Source organism: Methylophilus sp. Q8 (genome assembly GCF_000800115.1).
Lineage (GTDB): Bacteria > Pseudomonadota > Gammaproteobacteria > Burkholderiales > Methylophilaceae > Methylophilus.
Map to the genome: position 1 here is coordinate 2,207,024 of NZ_JUHE01000001.1, position 18,804 is coordinate 2,225,827.

Below are 18,804 nucleotides of genomic sequence, written 5' to 3' on the forward strand. Positions count from 1 at the left end.
GCTTAGCCTTGCTTGGATTTCAAATCAGCGATCGCAGATTTGATAGCATCTTCTGCCAGTACTGAGCAGTGAATTTTCACTGGTGGCAATGCCAGTTCTTCAGCAATCGCAGAGTTTTTGATTTCTTGCGCCTGATCCAGCGTTTTGCCTTTTAACCATTCGGTCACCAGCGAGCTGGAAGCAATCGCAGAACCGCAACCATAGGTCTTGAATTTGGCATCTTCAATCACGCCTGCATCATTCACCTTGATTTGCAATTTCATCACGTCACCACACGCAGGCGCGCCGACCATGCCGGTGCCCACATTCGGGTCATTTTTGTCCAGAGAACCCACGTTACGTGGATTTTCGTAGTGGTCCAATACTTTATCTGAATAAGCCATGTTGTTGCTCCTATCAATTAAATCGCGACCAACAGGATTGTGTCGCTTTTTAATTCTTAAAAAATATTCCTTAATTCGTAAAAATTGCAGATTTGACTGTCTGGCAAGGCGGAGGATTGCGCCGTTTAGTTTATCTAAACAAGCAGTCCGACAACGCCGCCAGGCGATCAAAGATCACTTTAATGTTCCGCCCATTCTACTTTGGACAAATCAATTCCATCCTTGAACATCTCCCATAATGGGGACAGTTCACGCAATTTTCCAATTTTGCTCTTTAACAGGTCAATGGTGTAATCCACATCGGCTTCGGTAGTGAAGCGGCCAATACTGAAACGGATCGAGCTGTGTGCCAGTTCGTCAGAGCGGCCCAAGGCACGCAACACATAGCTAGGCTCCAGGCTGGCAGAGGTACATGCGGAGCCGGAGGATACAGCAATATCCTTGATCGCCATGATCAGTGACTCGCCTTCAACGTAGTTAAAGCTGACGTTGAGGTTGTGCGGCACACGATGATCCAGGTCACCATTGACGTAAGTCTCTTCAATTTGTAGCAGGCCGTTCAGCAAGCGGTCACGCAGTGCGCGGATACGCTCGTTTTCGCTGGCCATTTCCTCACGTGCGATGCGGAAAGCTTCGCCCATGCCTGCAATCTGGTGCGTGGCCAGGGTGCCGGAACGCATGCCGCGCTCATGGCCACCGCCATGCATCTGCGCTTCAATACGAATACGAGGTTTACGACGCACATATAACGCGCCTATGCCTTTAGGGCCGTAGGTTTTATGCGCAGAAAAGCTCATCAAATCTACGGGCAGCGTTTCCAGGTCAATCGCGACTTTACCGGTGGCTTGCGCAGCATCGACATGGAAAATCACATTGTTGGCGCGGCAGACATTACCCAGTGCCGTAATATCCTGGATCACGCCGATTTCGTTATTGACCAGCATGATAGACGCCAGCACAGTATCCGGACGAATCGCGGCTTTGAATTTCTCAAGCGAAATCAGGCCGTCGGCTTCTGGTTGCAGGTAAGTCGCTTCGTAGCCTTCACGCTCCAGTTCACGCACGGTATCCAGCACCGCTTTGTGCTCGGTGGCTGCGGTGATGATGTGCTTGCCTTTGCTGCCTGCATAAAAGTGCGCGGCACCTTTAATCGCCAGGTTATTCGACTCCGTCGCACCTGACGTCCACACGATTTCGCGTGGATCTGCATTGACCAGCTTGGCGACTTCTTCACGCGCATTTTCTACGGCGTGCTCTGCGGTCCAGCCATACGGGTGGCTACGCGAAGCCGGGTTGCCAAAGTCTTCGGTCAGGTAAGGAATCATTTTTTGCGCCACACGTGGGTCTACCGGTGTGGTTGCAGAGTAATCCAGATAAATCGGCTTTCTTTCAGACATGTCTCATGCTCTTTCAATTAAAGTCTCATGCCGCAACGGCATTTAATCCTTTCAGACGCTGCACTTGTTGCTGCAACGCTGCTAAAAACTGTGTGATTTCTTCACTGGTATTGCTGTCGCTCAGGCTGACGCGCACTGCACCGCGTGCCAGGTCTGGCGTGATGCTCATTGCCAGTAGTACATGGCTGGGCTCTGTACTATCACTGGAGCAGGCCGAGCCACTGGCAACCGCAAACCCCGCTTTATCGAGTGCTGTCACCAAGGTTTCGCCTTCAATATTGGTGATGGCAAAAAAACTGGTGTTTGGCAGGCGCTCGGTTTGTGATGCAAAAATTGTGGCGCCTAACTTGTTTAACCCGGTTTCCAGCTGGTCACGCAACGCTTGTACGACGGTCTGGCGCGCGTCCAGCGTTTCCATCGCCAATTGGCAAGCCCGGGCAAAACCGACAATGCCTGCGACATTTTCAGTGCCGCTACGCAGGCCACGTTCCTGACCACCGCCATGCAATAAAGGTGCAATGTCTACACGTTTATCCAGAATCAAGGCGCCGACACCAATCGGGCCACCAATCTTGTGGCTGGAGATCGTCATCGCGTGCACGCCAAGCGCATGCATGTCGACGGCGATTTTGCCGAAGGCCTGTACGGCATCGGTATGCAATAACGCACCATGTGCTTTTGCCAATTGCGCCAACTCGGCTATTGGCTGTCTGGCGCCGGTTTCATTGTTTGCCAACATGGCCGAAATCAGGCCTGTGCGAGTGCTCAGTGCTTGTTCGGCCTGCGCCAGGTCAATCACGCCCTGACTGTTGACGCCAAGCTGGGCGACTTTCCAGTCATGCCAGGCCAGCGATTGTGCCGGGCGGGTCACGCATGGGTGCTCAATGGCGCTGATCAGTAGCTGTGACGGGCTCAGGTTGGCCGTGATCCCTTTAATCGCAAAATTATTCGCTTCGGTGCCGCCGGACGTAAACACGATTTGTGACGCCTGAACACCGACGCACTCGGCAATCTGCTTTCTGGCCAGCTCCATCGCCTCACGTGCATTGCGGCCATACACATGGCGACTGGTCGGATTGCCAGTCGCCTGGGTCAACCAGGGTAGCATCGCTTCCAGTACCTGCGGTTTTAACGCCGTGGTGCTGTTGTGATCCAGGAAAACGGTTTTCGTTGTCATAGCCAAATGTTAGGCGGCAATAGTTGCTTCAGAGCCACATTTTCTCGGTGCAAAGACCACTGTGCCAGCGCCTTTTTTGCGTTGCATCTCGACCATATCCGCCAGGCTGACGCCGGACAAATAATCCAGAATCTTGCTATTTAATGATGCCCAGAGCTCATGCGTCATGCAACGGCCTTCGTCATGGCAGTTTTCATTGCCGCCACATTGCGTCGCATCAATTTGTTCGTCCACAGCGGTGATAATGTCAGAGACTGAAATCTCGTGGTGCGCTTTGGCAATACGGTAGCCACCGCCTGGCCCGCGCACGCTGGAAACCAGGCCCTGTTTGCGTAAGCGGCTAAATAACTGTTCAAGATAAGATAGTGAAATGCTTTGACGCTCACTGATGCCAGCCAAGGTGACTGGCTTGTCCGCTTCGTAGAGCGCGATGTCCAGCATCGCGGTAACAGCAAAACGTCCTTTGGTGGTTAATCGCATCTTGAGATGACCTTTTAAAACAGAGTTGAATTGTATAATAACCTACTGTTTTAGTCAATTATTATGACTGAAAAGTTCAAGTCATGCTGGACGATGGTTTGAGGTAGGTGCTACTTGTCTTTGCGGGCAGTTACTCTGGCTTTTTGGCAAAGGCTTCACCGACGTTGCTGTCTGTTTCAACATCATTGAGTTTGGCTAATTGCACTTTAAGCTCGGCGATTTCTGCCTCTTGCTTGTGGGCATGATCCAGCAGGCTGTTAATCGCTTTAATCATGGGGTCATTTTCATCATTGCCAACCGCGTAGGCGCTGAAGCCCATTTTTTGCGCGGCATCCTGGCGCTGTTTGGCTTTTTCTTCTTCGAGGATGCGGGCCGGAATGCCAACTGCGGTGGCGCCGTCCGGCACATCCTTGACCACCACGGCATTGGAGCCAATCTTGGCGTTTTTACCAATCGTAATCGGCCCTAGCACCTTGGCCCCTGCGCCAATCACCACGCCAGACTCCAGTGTAGGGTGGCGTTTGCCTTTGTTCCAGCTGGTGCCGCCGAGGGTGACACCATGGTAGAGCGTGCAATCATCGCCAATGATGGCGGTTTCACCCACCACGACCCCCATGCCATGATCAATAAACACACGGCGGCCAATGGTGGCGCCAGGGTGGATTTCGATGCCGGTGATCCAGCGCCCGAAGTGGGAGAGCGCGCGCCCTAGCCAATACAGGCGGTGACTCCACAACCAATGGCTGAAACGATGCAGAATCAAGGCATGCACACCAGGGTAGGTGGTCAGAATTTCAAAATGTGTGCGAGCCGCCGGATCGCGGTCAAACACAATCGAAATATCTTCTTTGAGGTGCTTAAACATGCGCGCATTATGCCATTAAGTTAAGCGCACGTCTAAAGCCAGCATGCGCGCCTATGGTCAATTTTAGTATTTGTCATGTTTTTTCGGATTGACGGTCAGCGTCAAAATGCCACGTAACAAATTGACCTCTTCTTTTTCCAACCGGCTACGGCCATACAGGCGGCGCAGACGTTCAAACAGCTTTTTCGGCGCACGTGGATTGATATAGCCGATATGTTCCAGTACCTCGCGCATATGCTCGTAAAAGCGCTCCAGATCATCCTGTGTGGCGAGCTCGATCGGCTTCTCGGCGTAATGTAATTCGCCGGTAGTGATCGCCATGCGCGTTTCGTAGCTCATGATTTGTACTGCTTGCGCCAGGTTGAGTGAGGTGTACTCAGGATTTGCAGGAATCGTTGCCAGCACATGGCAAAGGTCAGCCTCGGCATTACTCAGGCCGCTCATCTCGGTACCAAACACCAGTGCGACCTGACTATGGCTGGCAACTGACTTTACCTCTTGCGCCGCCTCACGCACCGTCATCACCTGTTGTGACAGTGATCGCTCCTTGCCGCTGACACCAATCACAAACTGGCAGTCGGCGAGCGCCTCCTCCAGGGTTTCTGTCACGACGGCTGTTTCCAGCAGGTCGGCGGCATTGACTGCCAATGAGGTGGCTTCGCTATCTGGAAAGTGTTTTGGGCGCACCAGGTAAAGACGGCTTAAGCCCATGGTTTTCATGGCGCGCGCCGTGGAGCCAATGTTGCCAGGATGGCTGGTTTGGCATAAAACGACGCGGATATTTGAAAAAATGGCGGATTCAGTATTGAGTGACATGGGTAAATTTTACCGTTGTGTTTGTGGCTAAGCGTGTAAAAAGCTAAAATAGCATTTTATCAGTGAATCAAGATCCCACAGCATGCATCCAATCCTGAATGTCGCCATTCGCGCCGCGCGTGAAGCAGGCAAAATCATCAACCGTGGCGCCATGGACATCGGCGCCTTAAAAGTCGAGCAAAAAGACACTAACGATTTTGTGAGCGAAATCGACCGCAATGCCGAGCAAGCCATTATCAATATCTTAAAAGAAGCTTATCCAAACCACGGTTTTTATGGCGAAGAAACGGGTAAAACCAATAGCGAATCCGACAATATCTGGATTATCGACCCGCTAGATGGCACCACTAACTTTTTGCATAACTTCCCGGCTTACTGTATTTCAATTGCCCTGCAAGAAAAAGGCGTGCTGACCCAGGCCGTGATTTACGACCCGGTGCGCAATGATTTGTTTACCGCGACCAGAGGCAGCGGTGCGTTTCTGAACAACCGCCGTATTCGCGTCACCCAGCGTACCAAATTGCAAGAAGCATTGCTTTCCACAGGGTTCCCATTCAAAGATTTCAGTTACCTGGATACCTATATCAACATTTTCCGCGATATGGCTAAAAAAACCGCCGGTTTACGCCGCCCTGGCTCTGCCGCGCTGGATCTGGCCTATGTCGCTGCCGGTTTCACAGATGGTTTTTTCGAGATCAACCTGTCACCGTGGGATATTGCAGCGGGCGCCTTGTTAGTACAGGAAGCAGGCGGGATTGTCGGTGACTTTGAAGGCAATGAAAGCTGGTTACGTACTGGCAATATCGTAGCGGCAAATCCTAAAGTGTTTGGACAAATGCTGCAGGTGATTGCGCCACATCTGACTGAGCGGATCAAGACGCCGACATTGGGCATGTAGTTTTTTCTGATGTTGAATGATGAACCCGGATAGAGATATTCGGGTTTATTTTTTTGTGGCTGATTGGTTGGGAAGGTCATTCTTTAGGTTTGTGCGTGTACGAGAGATTTCTTTTCGCCTTTTCGGCGAGTTACTTTTCTTTGCTTGCACAAAGAACAAGTAACCAAAAGAAAGTGCACCCCAACTTCCGCTTCTTCCTTGCGCTACTCGGCTTGCCGGGCGTCCATCGAAACTCGCCCTGACAAGCCACATAAGACGTGGCTTGTTGCGGAACTCGGACAGCCGATGGCCGACTACTCCCGCCAATCCTGCGTTGCTCGGCGCGGCAGATGGGGACCCCGAAAACCTGCGAGCGCCATCGTTTAGCAGGTTTAATAAAAGAATCCGGTTTTTGAATCGTTCAGATTTCGACAATGTTAGTTTGGTGAGATCAATCCCATTCCATCACGCTGAGTAGCGGAGACAAAATAAGAGTAGAGGGAGCGACTGTTCGAATCCCGCGGTGGGCTGCGTAGTGTGCAGCCCGCTAGGATGAGTTTCGTGACCGGCTTATTTTGTTGAGCAACGCAAGGGAGCCGGAGGCCGTGATGGCTGGGTGTCCTCTTCTTTGGTTACTTTCTGGGGGACAAGCACCAGAAAGTGACTCGCCTAATGGCGAAATAGAATGCAACTTAAAAACTCACATCTCTAATTGTAAGAATAACTTTCTTCCATCATTGTCTTTCTAAAAGCACTCTCAGCAAAAAACCATGCTTTTGTTGTAAGATGCAGTGGCTATTTATTTCAACATCTCTAAATCAAAGTATCTCTGCATGTCCTTCGAAAACCACACCCCCATGATGCGTCAATACCTGACGTTGAAAGCACAGTATCCCGATATGCTGCTGTTTTACCGCATGGGCGATTTTTACGAACTGTTTTTTGAGGATGCTGAAAAAGCGTCGCGTTTGCTTGGAATTACACTGACCCGTCGTGGTGCCAGTAATGGTGAGCCGATCAAAATGGCTGGCTTGCCTTATCACGCGGCCGAGGGGTATCTGGCCAAACTGGCAAAGATGGGCGAGGCGGTGGCGATTTGCGAGCAGGTGGGCGATCCGGCGACCTCTAAAGGACCGGTGGCGCGTGAGGTGACGCGTATCCTCACGCCTGGTACCTTGACGGATGCCGCGCTGCTGGACGAAACACGCGATAACACTTTGCTGTGTGTGGCTAAAGGTGAGGGTGTGCTGGGTCTGGCACGGCTCAACCTGGCTTCAGGTGAGTTTGTGTTGAGTGAAATTGCGCCCGGGCATTTGTCGCAGGAGCTGGAGCGTATTCATCCGGCGGAGTTGGTGATTGCGGAAGACCATAGTTCAGACGTGCTGCAGCAATGCCGCTGTGCCAAAAAACGCCTGGCACCATGGCAGTTTGATCTGGATACCGCTAATCGCAGCCTGACGCAGCAGTTTAATACCCATGATCTGGGCGGTTTTGGCTGTGGTGAAATGCCTGCGGCTGTGACTGCTGCGGGTGCTTTGCTTGAGTATGTGAAACATACTCAACGCACCGCATTGCCGCATATTGTGGGTTTGCGCGTGGAGCAGGGCGATCATTATCTGCAACTGGATGCCGCGACCCGCCGCAATCTGGAAATAGATACAACGATACGCGGTGAAACGACGCCGACCTTATACTCGCTGCTGAATTCGACCCAAACAGCCATGGGCGCACGTTTGTTGCGCCATTGGTTGCATCATCCTCTGCGCAATCAGCACACCATACAGCAGCGTCATTTGGCTGTGGCTGAGTTGCTGGGGCAATTTCTGGATAGCACGTTGCAGCAGGTGCTGCATCCGGTTGGTGATATTGAGCGCATGACTGCGCGCGTGGCGCTTAAATCTGCCAGGCCACGCGATTTGTCGGGCCTGCGCGATAGCTTGTTACAACTACCAGCGATTGTCACCACACTTCCGCCGCCTGAGTCCAGCTTGTTAAAGGGTTTGCTGGCTGAGTTGCAAGTACCTGCTGATGCGTTGCAGGTATTGGTTCAGGCAATCCAGGCCGAGCCTTCGGCAGTGCTGCGCGAAGGCGGGCTGATTGCGACTGGCTATGATGCTGAGTTAGATGAACTGCGTGCGATTCAGACTGATCATGGTGACTTTTTGCTGCAATTTGAAGCCGCCGAAAAGGCGCGTACCGGCATCGCTAACCTCAAGGTGGAATACAACAGCGTACATGGCTTTTATATCGAAATCAGCCGCTTGCAAGCTGAAAGTGCACCGCCCGAGTATCGTCGTCGCCAGACCTTGAAAAATGTAGAACGCTTTATTACGCCTGAATTAAAAGCATTTGAAGACAAAGTGTTGAGTGCCAACGAGCGGGCGCTGGCACGTGAAAAAATGCTGTATGAGCAAGTGCTGGAGGCCTTGTTACCGCATATCGCAAACTTGCAAGGGATTGCCACGGCTGTGGCGACGTTAGATGTATTGGCCTGTTTTGCCGAGCGTGCCCGTGCGCTTCATTATATACAGCCGGAATTCCGGCCAGATATCGGCCTGGATATCCAGCATGGCCGCCATCCGGTGGTGGAAAGTATCGCCCAGCCTTATGTGGCCAACGATGTGGCGCTCAATCCGTATCGCCAGTTGCTATTGATTACTGGCCCCAACATGGGTGGTAAGTCGACATTTATGCGTCAGACGGCGCTGATTGTGTTGTTGGCCTATTGCGGCAGTTTTGTGCCAGCACAAGTTGCGGTGATTGGGGATATTGACCGTATTTTCACCCGTATTGGTGCTTCTGATGACCTGGCAGGTGGCCGCTCAACCTTTATGGTGGAGATGACGGAAACCGCCAATATCCTGAATAATGCCAGTGCGAACAGCCTGGTATTGCTTGATGAGATCGGCCGCGGCACCAGCACTTTTGATGGTTTGAGTCTGGCGTGGGCGGTGGCTAAACAGTTACTGGAGAAAAACAAATCTCTGACTTTGTTTGCCACGCACTACTTTGAGCTGACGCGCATTGTCGATGAGGCCAAACATGCTGCCAATGTACATCTGGATGCGGTTGAGCATGGCCAAGGCATTGTCTTTTTGCACAAGGTAGAAGAGGGCGCGGCCACCATGAGCTATGGTATCCAGGTCGCGCAACTGGCTGGAATCCCCAAGTCCGTCGTGCAATTGGCCAAGCGCAAATTGCAGCAACTCGAAAACCAGACCATTGCCGCCACGCCGCAAAATGACCTGTTTGCAGCAAGCCATGTGCCAGAGGAGCCACCTTTGCACCCGCTGGTTGCAGAATTGGAACGTATTCAGCCAGATGACTTAACCCCTAAGCAGGCGTTAGAGTTACTGTATCTTTTGAAAAAACAACTGTGAGGATTTGACCATGCAAAAACCTGCTATTACCCAACAAGCCATCCATGAGTTGCTTGCCAACCGCTGGAGCGGTCGCGCCTATGATGCGGGCAAAGCTGTCAGTCAGGAGCAAGTCGTCAGCCTGCTTGAAGCTGCCCGCTGGGCGCCTTCGTGCTTTGGCGATCAACCGTGGCGTTATGTATTCTGTAACAAGGCAGATAACATGCAAGCCTGGCAGGCGGCATTTGATTGTCTGGTTCCCGGCAATCAAGGCTGGGCCGTCAACGCGCCTGTGCTGTTGTTGATTTGTGCGGATACCTTGTTTGGCCATAATGACAAACCCAATAAATGGGCAGCATATGATACCGGTGCTGCTACTGAGAACCTCTGCTTGCAAGCCACTGCTCTGGGTTTGATGGCCCACCAGATGGGGGGCTTTGATGCCGACAAGGCACGCGCCACCTTTAAAGTGCCTGAACGTTACCAGATTTTAGCCATGGTGACGGTTGGCTATCAGGCTGCCATAGAGGGATTATCGGAAGAGGATAAAGCCCGTGAGGTAGCTGCCCGTAGCCGCAAACCACTGGACGAATTGTTTTTTAATGGCGTATGGCAAGGTCAGTAATTCGTCACATTTGCACATGCGGCATTGGCCCGTTTGGGTAGATAAGCTGCTAATCAATAAGATTGTTGTTGAGTTATTTTATTTGATGATTTAGGATTGCTCATCACTATAAGTTTAATTAAAAAAATGCCTGCTAATACAGGCCTATTCTTTGAGGAGAGAGAAGATGTCGATATCACGTTTGTTTAAAACACTGGTAGCTGCCGCCTTGTTCGCTGGCGTGTCACTGGCAAACGCAGCTAGTTATAGTTTCGTTGGCAGCTGGTCTGTTTATAACGATGCAGCACCTGAGTGGAGCGATAGTGCTTATGATGCCACGAATGGCCCATTAGCCTACACTGCACAAGAAGCGGCTGCACTGTTATTCGGCGGCTCAGCTTCCGATTATGTCATCAGCACCATTGATAACAATCCATTAAACATCAACTTTCAGGGTTGGTATGACGTGATTGGTTATGGTGGCGCGCAGTTCGCACAAGATTACAGCAACAAATACAATGGTTTGTACTATGGCCCGGTAGATTCATTTGAGGCAGCTAACATTAATTCAGCAGCTTCTGCTTTTATTAGAGACAACAGTGTCACCAGTCTCAACTATGCATTCAGAATTACTGCTGTACCAGAGCCAGAAACTTATGGCTTGTTGATGGCAGGTCTGGGTGCCATTGTGTTGGTACGTAGAAGAAAATACAACGCTTAACTCAAGCGTGTAAAACAAAAAAGTCGGCGATTGCCGGCTTTTTTTGTTTGTGGGCAGTTGTGTATCAACATCCAATGAAAATTTCTCTGGCAGCAGTTTCGTCTGTTAAAATAAGACCTATAAAAAAACAATTTTTTGGACTGGAGATAGTATGGCGGTTGTAACACTGACCAAAGATAATTTTAAAGAAACCATCGAAAGCAATTCGTTCGTGGTTGTCGACTTCTGGGCACCTTGGTGTGATCCTTGTGTGGCATTCACGCCGACGTTTGAGGCTGCTGCGGCCAAAAATCCAGACATTGTGTTTGGGATGGTGAATACTGAAACTGACCCGGAAATTTCTGAGTATTTCGAAGTGAAGCAAATTCCAGGCTTGCTGGTGATTCGCGAGCGCGCAGGTATTCATGCGCAAGTGGGTGAGATTGGTGCGCCGGCATTGGATGAGATTATCAAATGGGCACGTGAGTTTGATATGACAGCTGTGCGGGAGTATTACAAGGCGGAAGATGCCAAGCAATAATCGCTGATTGTTGTATTTAAAAAGCCATGCATTGCATGGCTTTTTGCTTTTTGAGGGTGTCGATTAGTGATGTGATGAGAGTTTTTTTTCGCCTTTTCGGCGACCGTTCTTTCTTATGCTTGTCCATAAGAAAGAAGGCAAAGAACAAGACACCCCAACTTCCGCTTGTTTCCTGCGCTACTCGGCTTGCCGGGCGTCCATCGAAACTCGCCCTGACAAGCCACATAAGACGTGGCTTGTTGCGGAGCTCAGACAGTCGATGGCCGAGAACTCCCGCCAACCCTGCGTTGCTCGGCGCGGCAGATGGGGGCCCCGAAAACCTACGAGCGCTATCGTTTGACCGACTTAACAAAAGAATCCGGTTTTTGAACCGTCCAAACTGAAGTGATGCAGGTTAGATGAGATAAATCCCATTCCATCACGCTGAGTAGCGGAGGCGAAGTGGGGGCTTTCGGCCATCGGCTGTTCGAGTTCCGCGGTGGCTTGCGGGTTGTGCAAGCCGCTAGGGCGAGTTTCGATGGACGCCCACTTTGTTGAGCAACGCAAGGGAGCCGGAGGCCGTGATGGCTGGGTGTCTTCCTCTTTGGTTACTTTCTGGGGGACAAGCACCAGAAAGTGACTCGCCTAGAGGCGAAATAAAACGCTACATTCCTATGTAAACATTGGCTAAATTCATGTTTCTTGTTCACTCCTAATCCACTGGTACTTTCGCCCGTGCCACCACATTCCTCAATACAAAACTGGTATGTACGCCGGTAACCCCTGCAATTTTGGTAATTTTATGCAGTAACAGATGCTGGTAATCATCCATGTCCCTCACAACAACCTTAAGCAAATAGTCCGATTGCTGGCCGGTAATCAACAGGCATTCCAGCACCTCAGGAATATTAACGATGCTGCTTTCAAAGTTGGCAAAGCGTTCGGGGGTGTGTTGATCCATCGAAATACCGATGAGTGCCATCAGGCTCAACCCAAGCTTTTTGGCATCGACCAATGCCTGATAACCTAGAATCAGGCCAGCTTGTTCTAGTGCTTTAACTCTTCTCAGGCATGGCGCAGGAGAGAGGCCAATCCGGTCAGCGAGTTCCTGGTTGCTGATATGTCCATCCGTTTGCAGGATGCTGAGAATGGCTTTGTCGAATCGGTCTAATTTCATTTAAATTTCAACTTTAATTTAATATTGAAATAATATTACAAAAATAATTAATATATTGAAATAATATTTTTTAAATTGGCTTATTTTAGATAAATTAGCAATTTAATTTTTTGCCAAAGCTCTATCATGTCTTCTGTCAAAAACAAAACAGATGGAGCACAGCATGCAGACACAATCCGCACAAAAATATCAGGCTTTTCCCCCCGTGAGCCTCAAAGACCGCCAATGGCCGAATGCCGTGATTACCCAGCCGCCGATCTGGATGAGTACAGATCTGCGTGACGGCAATCAGTCATTGTTTGAGCCGATGGATGCAGATAAAAAACTGCGCATGTTTAATATGCTGTGCCAAATGGGGTTTAAAGAGATTGAAGTGGCGTTTCCTTCGGCTTCGCAAACTGATTTTAATTTTGTGCGCAGCCTGATTGAGGAAAAACGCATTCCCGACGATGTGACGATAGAAGTGCTGACACAGGCGCGTGAGCACCTGATACGTCGCACCATGGAGTCAGTGCGTGGCGCACGTCGTGTGATTGTGCATATTTACAATGCGATTTCACCTACGTTTAGGGAGGTCGTATTCAATATGAGCAAGGCGGAAGTGAAGGCGATGGCGGTGGATTCTGTGAAACTGGTTAAGGTGCTGGCAGCTGATATGCCGGAAACGGAAATCATCATGCAATATAGTCCGGAAACGTTTACTGCCACTGAACTTGCGTTTTCCAAAGAAGTCTGTGATGCAGTCACCGAGGCTTGGGAGGCAACACCAGCGCGCAAAGTGATTATCAATTGTCCGGCGACGGTAGAGGTCGCCAGCCCAAATGTGTATGCAGACCAGATTGAGTGGATGCACCGCAACCTGGCGCGCCGCGATAGCATCATTCTGAGCCTGCATCCGCATAATGACCGCGGCACAGCCGTGGCAGCGACTGAGCTTGGCATCATGGCGGGTGCTGATCGTGTCGAAGGTTGCCTGTTTGGCCATGGTGAGCGTACGGGTAATGTTGACCTGGTGACCGTGGCACTGAATATGTATACACAAGGCGTGCATCCTGGCCTGGATTTTTCTGATATTGATGCGATTGGGCGTACGGTAGAAGAGTGCACGCAGATCGAGATTCATCCGCGCCATCCTTATGCGGGTGATCTGGTATTCACGGCGTTTTCTGGCTCACACCAGGATGCGATCAAAAAGGGCTTTGCCAGTCAGCAAGCTGATGCACGCTGGAATGTGCCTTACCTGCCGATAGACCCCAAAGACCTGGGCCGTAATTATGACTCTATTATTCGTGTCAACAGCCAGTCAGGCAAGGGCGGGGTGGCTTACCTGATGGAAAGCCATTATGGGGTGGTGATGCCAAGACGCATGCAGGTGGAGTTTTCTGGCGTGGTGCAGCAATATACGGATCAACATGGCAGTGAGGTTGGGCCTGCCGAGTTGTGGCAACTGTTTAATGCGCATTATGTGGCTGCGGTAGTGCCTATGCACTTTCAGGACTACCAACTGGAGACACACGCACAAGGACAGGCGATCCGCATGCATATTGCGGTAGATGGTGTGCCAACCATTGCCAGTGGGCATGGTAATGGACCAGTCGATGCTGCGATTCATGCGCTGCAAAATATCGGTATTCAGGTGCAGGTGCGCAGTTTTGAAGAGCGCTCGCTGGGGGCAAGCAGTTCAGCCGGGGAGGCGATGGCTTGTGCATTTGTCGAGGTCGTCTGCCAGGGCAAGGTCTGCTACGGCGTGGGCATGGATACCAATATTGTGACGGCGTCGATCAAGGCAATCTTCAGCGGCATGAACAGATGTGCTGTGCAACCTGCAGCGCTGGTTAAAACCGCTTGATTGATGCGTAACGCCCTGCCATCAACGTTGGTAGGGTGTGATTACCAATGACCTGTGGTGATCAGTGTATAAATGAAATAAACGCCAATCAGCATCATGGCGTAGACAGGCAGCTCGCTGGCAGAGCGGCGTTGCTGGTTGCTAATATGGGTGATGTAACGGTGAAAAGCGATGACGGCTATCAGCAGGATAAACGCGATCACACCATTGATGGGGGTCGCCGTGACCCATTGTAACCAGTCCGCCGGACCTTGGTCACTGCCAAACACGTGTACGGCGATGCCGATAAAGCCGCAGAGCATCAGCCCCAGGGTGACGAGTGCCTGTACGACTTGCCAGGCACTATCGGGGCGAATCGTACGGTTTTTGCTGTAACGGTTTGGATCCATACGGCACTCCTTTCAAACAGCAACCATGCGCAAGAGGTCAGAGGCGCAAGACTGGTTTTGCGAGCCCGTCAGGCAGTGCGGGCTTAACTATTGCTGCTTATTGTAGCCGGATTCGCTGGCAAATAGCTGATAGGATCAACTGGTTTGCCTTTTTGCCTGATTTCAAAATGTAGCATGGGTGATTTGTTATTGGCCGCGGCCGGTAAATTGGCAAGTTTTTCGCCTGATGCCACAAAAGCACCTTCTTTGACCAAAGAATTACCTTGATGTGCGTAGACTGACAGCAGGTTGCTGTTATGTTTGATAATAATCAGCTTGCCATATCCACGCACATCCATACCACTGTAGATCACTTTGCCTGCACCGGCTGCATTAATTACCTGGCCTGCGTTACCGGTAATATTGAGGCCCTTGTTGGTTTGTGCGTCAAAGCTGGTGCTGACTTTGCCTGCCAAAGGCCATTGCCATTGAATATCACCATCAGCAATCGCTTCTATATCGCCGCTGGAGACATTTTTGCCAGCATCCGCTGAAGCGGGCGCTGGATTGTTTGCGGCTGTGGCTGACGTTGCTGCGGTGTCACTAGCGGCGTTCATGTCCGGGCGGCTAATGGCGGAGGTCACAACTTCTGCATCATCAGCGGTACTGGCTGCTTCATTGGCTTTGTTGCTGACCGTGGTGGCCTTGGCATTGAGGTTCAACACTTGGCCGACGTGGATCTCATAGGGCGCCTGCAACTGGTTAATGTCGGCCAGCTTCATGAATGGAATGCCAAATTTACGGCCTATGCTGTACAGCGTATCGCCTTTTTGCACCAGATACTGGCTGGCGCCTATCGTCGACACTGCTGGCGCGGCTGCTTTGCTTTCGCCGCTTGTGGCCGGGCTGCTGCTGACTGGCGCACGCGGCATGGGTGAGTTCAGCGCGCAAGCTGCCAGTGTGCAAGCTGTACCCCATACCGTTAGCAAAGTGCGTAAATTCATGATAAAGCCGTGCCTCCCAACAATGGAACAAACTTCACTGGTTCCAGCGCGATTTGTTGTACACCTTGTGTGGTGCGTTCGATCAGATGTAATACTTGCTCGTTGGTGCCGACCGGGATCACCATGCGGCCGCCAACGGCCAGTTGTTCAACCAGTTCTTGTGGCACATGACTGGCCGCGGCCGTTACCATAATGGCATCAAATGGACCATAACTCTTCAAACCCAGGCTGCCATCGGCGTGGTCGAGCTTGACGTTGGTGCATTTGAGGGTACGCAAATGGTTTCTGGCCTTCATCACCAGGGGTCGAATGCGCTCTAATGAGTAAACCTCTGCACTGACGCGTGATAAGACGGCCGTTTGATAGCCGCAGCCAGTACCGATTTCAAGTACCTTGTTCAACGGTTTGCCATTACGCAGAATTTGCGTCATTTTTGCCACAATGTAGGGCTGTGAAATGGTTTGACCATAACCAATCGGCAATGAAACATCTTCATAGGCGCGGATAGACAGTGCCTCATCGACAAAGATGTGGCGCGGAATATCGGCCATAGCCGCAATCACCACCTCATCCTGAATGCCTTGCTCGCGCAGGCGGGTCAGCATGCGTTCACGCGTGCGTGACGAAGTCATGCCTATGCCGGTTTTACTTGATGTTCTTGGAATCGCCATAATACTTAATTCTTGGCTTGCAGCCATTGTTGCATGGTTGCAATTTGAGAGTGCCGGGTCAGGTCTACCTGGATAGGGGAGATGGAAACATAGCCTTGTGCCACCGCATGAAAGTCTGTACCTTCGCCGCCGTCGTTCGGTTGTCCGGCTGCGCCTACCCAATAGACCGTTTCGCCACGCGGGGTTTGCAATTGAATCACCGGTTCGGCTTTGTGGCGTTTACCCAGACGGGTAATTTGACGCCCTTTGATATCTTGCAATGGTACATCCGGCACGTTGATATTCAGTAGCGTGGGCTCAGTAAATTCACTGTGGTTATATTGTTTTACCAGCTCAACCACAATTTTTGCGGCAGTTTCAAAGTGCGCGGGCTGGTGTTGCGCCATAGAGACGGCGAACGAAGGGATACCCAGCAGGTAGCCCTCAGTTGCAGCGGCGACGGTGCCTGAATAAATGGTGTCGTCGCCCATATTGGCGCCATCATTAATACCGCTGATGACCATGTCCGGCATTTCCTGCATGAGGCCAGTGAGGGCAATGTGGACGCAATCGGTGGGTGTGCCATTCACGTAATAGAAGCCATTGGCCGCTTGCTTGACACTTAAGGGGCGATCCAGTGTTAAAGAGTTGCTGGCACCGCTGCGGTTACGTTCCGGCGCCACCACCGTGATATCGGCAATTTTGCTTAAGTGGGTGGCTAGCGCGTTTAGGCCCGGTGCCAGGTAGCCATCATCATTGGATAACAGAATTCTCATGCCCGATATTATATAAGGTTTACCAGGCTTGTCAGCGCCTGCGCATGAAAGAATTTACTGCAAAATAGACTGTTGATGGACGTTGCAAAAACGATCTTAGGTAAGCTGGTAACGGCGGCCTGTATATTTGGCATAGGCAATGACGCTGGCAAAGAAAATCAGGCTAAGCATGACTTCGCTGGCTGCCAGCCAGCGCGATAAACCTGTTTCTGACCAGGTCCTGACCGCACCTTCGGTAAAGTAGAACAGGATCAGCATGCCAGACCATTGGTAGGTATAGCGTTTGCCGCGCAAAATGCCAAATAGCGGTAGCAGTAATGGCAAGGTTTTGAGGAATAACAGGCTGCCACCGGCCCGCAGTGGCGCCCAGAAAATTTCCCAACCCAGGCACAACACAATGAGGCCAAGCAGGCTGATACTTGCCGCGATGCGGCTGATGGATAAAATACGTAGAATCATGATCGGCAGGCTTGTGATAAAGCGACCAGTGCTTTGCGTGCATCCATCGCGTTTAATACGGGTTGTTCAAATTGAAAACGTAACTGGCCATGTACTTCTTCGCCTTGATGATATTGCACATCAAAGCCGTCGGCATCCAGGCCAACCATTTCTGCGTGATCAGCTGCCACCCCATGCACATGTTGGCAATATTGCAGCAAGCTGTCTTTGTGGTCTTCGTTCATATGCGCAACGATGCCGCCTTCTTGCGCTGATAACATACTCTCTGCCAGGCCATCATTCAGCGCATGGCCTTCAAACCAGCCCATGCGGCCAAAACCGGCGATATAGCGCACCTGTTCAACCTGGATGCGGTAAAAATGGAAATCATGCATATCAAAGTAACTGGCGGCCTGTGGCAAGTAGCGCAGGTAGCGGGCACGCAAATCTTCGTCCTGTTTGTCGCAATGAACGGCTTCGCCCATCAGGGTCAGCCGAGCATTGGCCTGCAAATCATCTGCGCCTGAAAATACCAGCAAGGAGACTTTCGGATTTTCGAGGATGTTTTTAGTGTGCTCGGCAATCGTGCTGATTAATATGATCGGCTCAGCCTGCTGGTTGCAGACAAACGGCGCTACCGAGCCAAATGGAAAGCCAGGATATTTCATCGAATGTGTCGACAAAATGGCATGACGGGTTGAAAACAAAAACTGGCGGGCTTCGTGGGCGAGGGCAGCAGACATAGCGTACTTTTCCTGAAAAACGGTTATTGCAATTTGAGTGCAGTTTCGGCCAGGCGTTTCCCCAGCGCCATGCACAACTTCTTCTCATCATCCGAGATTGGCTGGTCATCCATGGCACCACCGATGTGGCTGGCACCATAAGGCGTGCCGCCCGTTTTGGTGGTACCCAATTGCGGCTCGGAATAGGGTAGTCCTAACATCAGCATGCCGTGGTGCATGAGCGGAATCATCATGGTCATCAGTGTCATTTCGTTACCGCCATGCAGTGAGCCACTGGAGGTGAATACTGCCGCTGGTTTACCGATTAGTGCGCCATTGAGCCACAGGCCAGCGGTGCCATCAAGAAAATACTTCATCGGTGCGGCCATATTACCAAAACGGGTAGGGCTGCCCAAGGCCAGCCCGGCACAGTCTTCCAGATCCTGCAACGTAGCATAAGGCGCCCCAGAGGCAGGAATGTCGGCTTCGGTTGCCTCACAGTTGGCAGAGACTTTAGGCACCGTGCGTACGCGCGCGGTTACCCCGGTGACACTTTCCACGCCACGCGCAATCAATTGTGCCATCTCTTTGACGGCACCGCCTTGGGAGTAGTAGAGAATCAGGATTTCTGTCATTGCTTGT

The 18,804-nt window shown here is 51.3% G+C and carries 20 protein-coding genes; 6 read left to right on the forward strand and 14 right to left on the reverse strand.

The features are described from left to right. Positions 1-2 precede the first annotated feature (2 nt). The 6 genes from iscU to GQ52_RS10580 form a co-directional block, all read right to left on the reverse strand. Entirely contained in the window at positions 3-383 is a 381-nt protein-coding gene (gene iscU / locus GQ52_RS10555) for a Fe-S cluster assembly scaffold IscU (protein WP_019882635.1), read from the reverse strand. Between the two features lie 179 nt (positions 384-562). After that, complete coding sequence (locus GQ52_RS10560) at positions 563-1,780, reverse strand: IscS subfamily cysteine desulfurase (protein ID WP_019882634.1); 1,218 nt, start codon at positions 1,778-1,780, stop codon at positions 563-565. Positions 1,781-1,805: 25 nt separating this feature from the next. Then, positions 1,806-2,957, reverse strand: coding sequence for a cysteine desulfurase family protein (locus GQ52_RS10565; RefSeq protein ID WP_047517523.1), 1,152 nt, complete (start codon positions 2,955-2,957; stop codon positions 1,806-1,808). 9 nt (positions 2,958-2,966) lie between these two features. Further along, positions 2,967-3,437: a Fe-S cluster assembly transcriptional regulator IscR gene (gene iscR, locus GQ52_RS10570; protein ID WP_047517525.1), complete on the reverse strand. Its 471-nt coding sequence runs from the start codon at positions 3,435-3,437 to the stop codon at positions 2,967-2,969. 130 nt (positions 3,438-3,567) lie between these two features. Further along, complete coding sequence (gene cysE, locus GQ52_RS10575; RefSeq protein ID WP_019882631.1) at positions 3,568-4,302, reverse strand: serine O-acetyltransferase; 735 nt, start codon at positions 4,300-4,302, stop codon at positions 3,568-3,570. A 63-nt stretch (positions 4,303-4,365) separates the two neighbouring features. Beyond that, on the reverse strand, positions 4,366-5,118 hold the full coding sequence (locus tag GQ52_RS10580) for an RNA methyltransferase (RefSeq protein ID WP_019882628.1): 753 nt from the start codon (positions 5,116-5,118) through the stop codon (positions 4,366-4,368). A gap of 82 nt (positions 5,119-5,200) precedes the next feature. On the opposite strand from GQ52_RS10580, the gene GQ52_RS10585 reads away from it, so the two are divergent. The 5 genes from GQ52_RS10585 to GQ52_RS10605 all read left to right on the forward strand — a co-directional run bounded on the left by GQ52_RS10585 (position 5,201) and on the right by GQ52_RS10605 (position 11,199). Further along, complete coding sequence (locus GQ52_RS10585; RefSeq protein WP_019882627.1) at positions 5,201-6,016, forward strand: inositol monophosphatase family protein; 816 nt, start codon at positions 5,201-5,203, stop codon at positions 6,014-6,016. A gap of 812 nt (positions 6,017-6,828) precedes the next feature. Continuing rightward, on the forward strand, positions 6,829-9,375 hold the full coding sequence (mutS, locus tag GQ52_RS10590) for a DNA mismatch repair protein MutS (protein WP_047517528.1): 2,547 nt from the start codon (positions 6,829-6,831) through the stop codon (positions 9,373-9,375). 10 nt (positions 9,376-9,385) lie between these two features. Continuing rightward, positions 9,386-9,979, forward strand: coding sequence for a nitroreductase family protein (locus GQ52_RS10595; RefSeq protein WP_047517531.1), 594 nt, complete (start codon positions 9,386-9,388; stop codon positions 9,977-9,979). A 166-nt stretch (positions 9,980-10,145) separates the two neighbouring features. Then, the gene (locus GQ52_RS10600) at positions 10,146-10,679 is read left to right on the forward strand and encodes a PEP-CTERM sorting domain-containing protein (RefSeq protein WP_047517534.1); all 534 of its coding nucleotides are present in this window, start codon (positions 10,146-10,148) and stop codon (positions 10,677-10,679) included. Positions 10,680-10,830: 151 nt separating this feature from the next. Continuing rightward, complete coding sequence (locus tag GQ52_RS10605; RefSeq protein ID WP_047517536.1) at positions 10,831-11,199, forward strand: co-chaperone YbbN; 369 nt, start codon at positions 10,831-10,833, stop codon at positions 11,197-11,199. Between the two features lie 691 nt (positions 11,200-11,890). Here GQ52_RS10605 and GQ52_RS10615 read toward each other — a convergent pair. After that, the gene (locus GQ52_RS10615; protein WP_024931029.1) at positions 11,891-12,355 is read right to left on the reverse strand and encodes an Lrp/AsnC family transcriptional regulator; all 465 of its coding nucleotides are present in this window, start codon (positions 12,353-12,355) and stop codon (positions 11,891-11,893) included. Positions 12,356-12,518: 163 nt separating this feature from the next. On the opposite strand from GQ52_RS10615, the gene leuA reads away from it, so the two are divergent. Next, complete coding sequence (gene leuA / locus GQ52_RS10620; protein ID WP_047517542.1) at positions 12,519-14,204, forward strand: 2-isopropylmalate synthase; 1,686 nt, start codon at positions 12,519-12,521, stop codon at positions 14,202-14,204. 41 nt (positions 14,205-14,245) lie between these two features. On the opposite strand, the gene GQ52_RS10625 is transcribed toward leuA, so the two are convergent. The 7 genes from GQ52_RS10625 to wrbA all read right to left on the reverse strand — a co-directional run bounded on the left by GQ52_RS10625 (position 14,246) and on the right by wrbA (position 18,797). After that, on the reverse strand, positions 14,246-14,593 hold the full coding sequence (locus GQ52_RS10625) for a hypothetical protein (RefSeq protein WP_047517545.1): 348 nt from the start codon (positions 14,591-14,593) through the stop codon (positions 14,246-14,248). 83 nt (positions 14,594-14,676) lie between these two features. After that, on the reverse strand, positions 14,677-15,576 hold the full coding sequence (locus GQ52_RS10630; RefSeq protein ID WP_047517548.1) for a peptidoglycan DD-metalloendopeptidase family protein: 900 nt from the start codon (positions 15,574-15,576) through the stop codon (positions 14,677-14,679). Further along, entirely contained in the window at positions 15,573-16,208 is a 636-nt protein-coding gene (locus tag GQ52_RS10635) for a protein-L-isoaspartate(D-aspartate) O-methyltransferase (protein ID WP_047517551.1), read from the reverse strand. The genes GQ52_RS10630 and GQ52_RS10635 overlap by 4 nt, the downstream gene beginning before the upstream one ends. 44 nt (positions 16,209-16,252) lie before the next feature. Continuing rightward, the gene (gene surE / locus GQ52_RS10640; RefSeq protein ID WP_019882613.1) at positions 16,253-17,002 is read right to left on the reverse strand and encodes a 5'/3'-nucleotidase SurE; all 750 of its coding nucleotides are present in this window, start codon (positions 17,000-17,002) and stop codon (positions 16,253-16,255) included. A gap of 96 nt (positions 17,003-17,098) precedes the next feature. Then, positions 17,099-17,461: a DUF2069 domain-containing protein gene (locus tag GQ52_RS10645; RefSeq protein WP_047517554.1), complete on the reverse strand. Its 363-nt coding sequence runs from the start codon at positions 17,459-17,461 to the stop codon at positions 17,099-17,101. Next, the gene (locus tag GQ52_RS10650) at positions 17,458-18,183 is read right to left on the reverse strand and encodes a HugZ family protein (protein ID WP_047517557.1); all 726 of its coding nucleotides are present in this window, start codon (positions 18,181-18,183) and stop codon (positions 17,458-17,460) included. The genes GQ52_RS10645 and GQ52_RS10650 overlap by 4 nt, the downstream gene beginning before the upstream one ends. A gap of 23 nt (positions 18,184-18,206) precedes the next feature. Beyond that, positions 18,207-18,797 carry an NAD(P)H:quinone oxidoreductase gene (gene wrbA / locus GQ52_RS10655; protein ID WP_047517560.1) on the reverse strand — a complete coding sequence of 197 codons (591 nt, stop codon included), beginning with the start codon at positions 18,795-18,797 and terminating at the stop codon, positions 18,207-18,209. Positions 18,798-18,804: the final 7 nt, after the last annotated feature.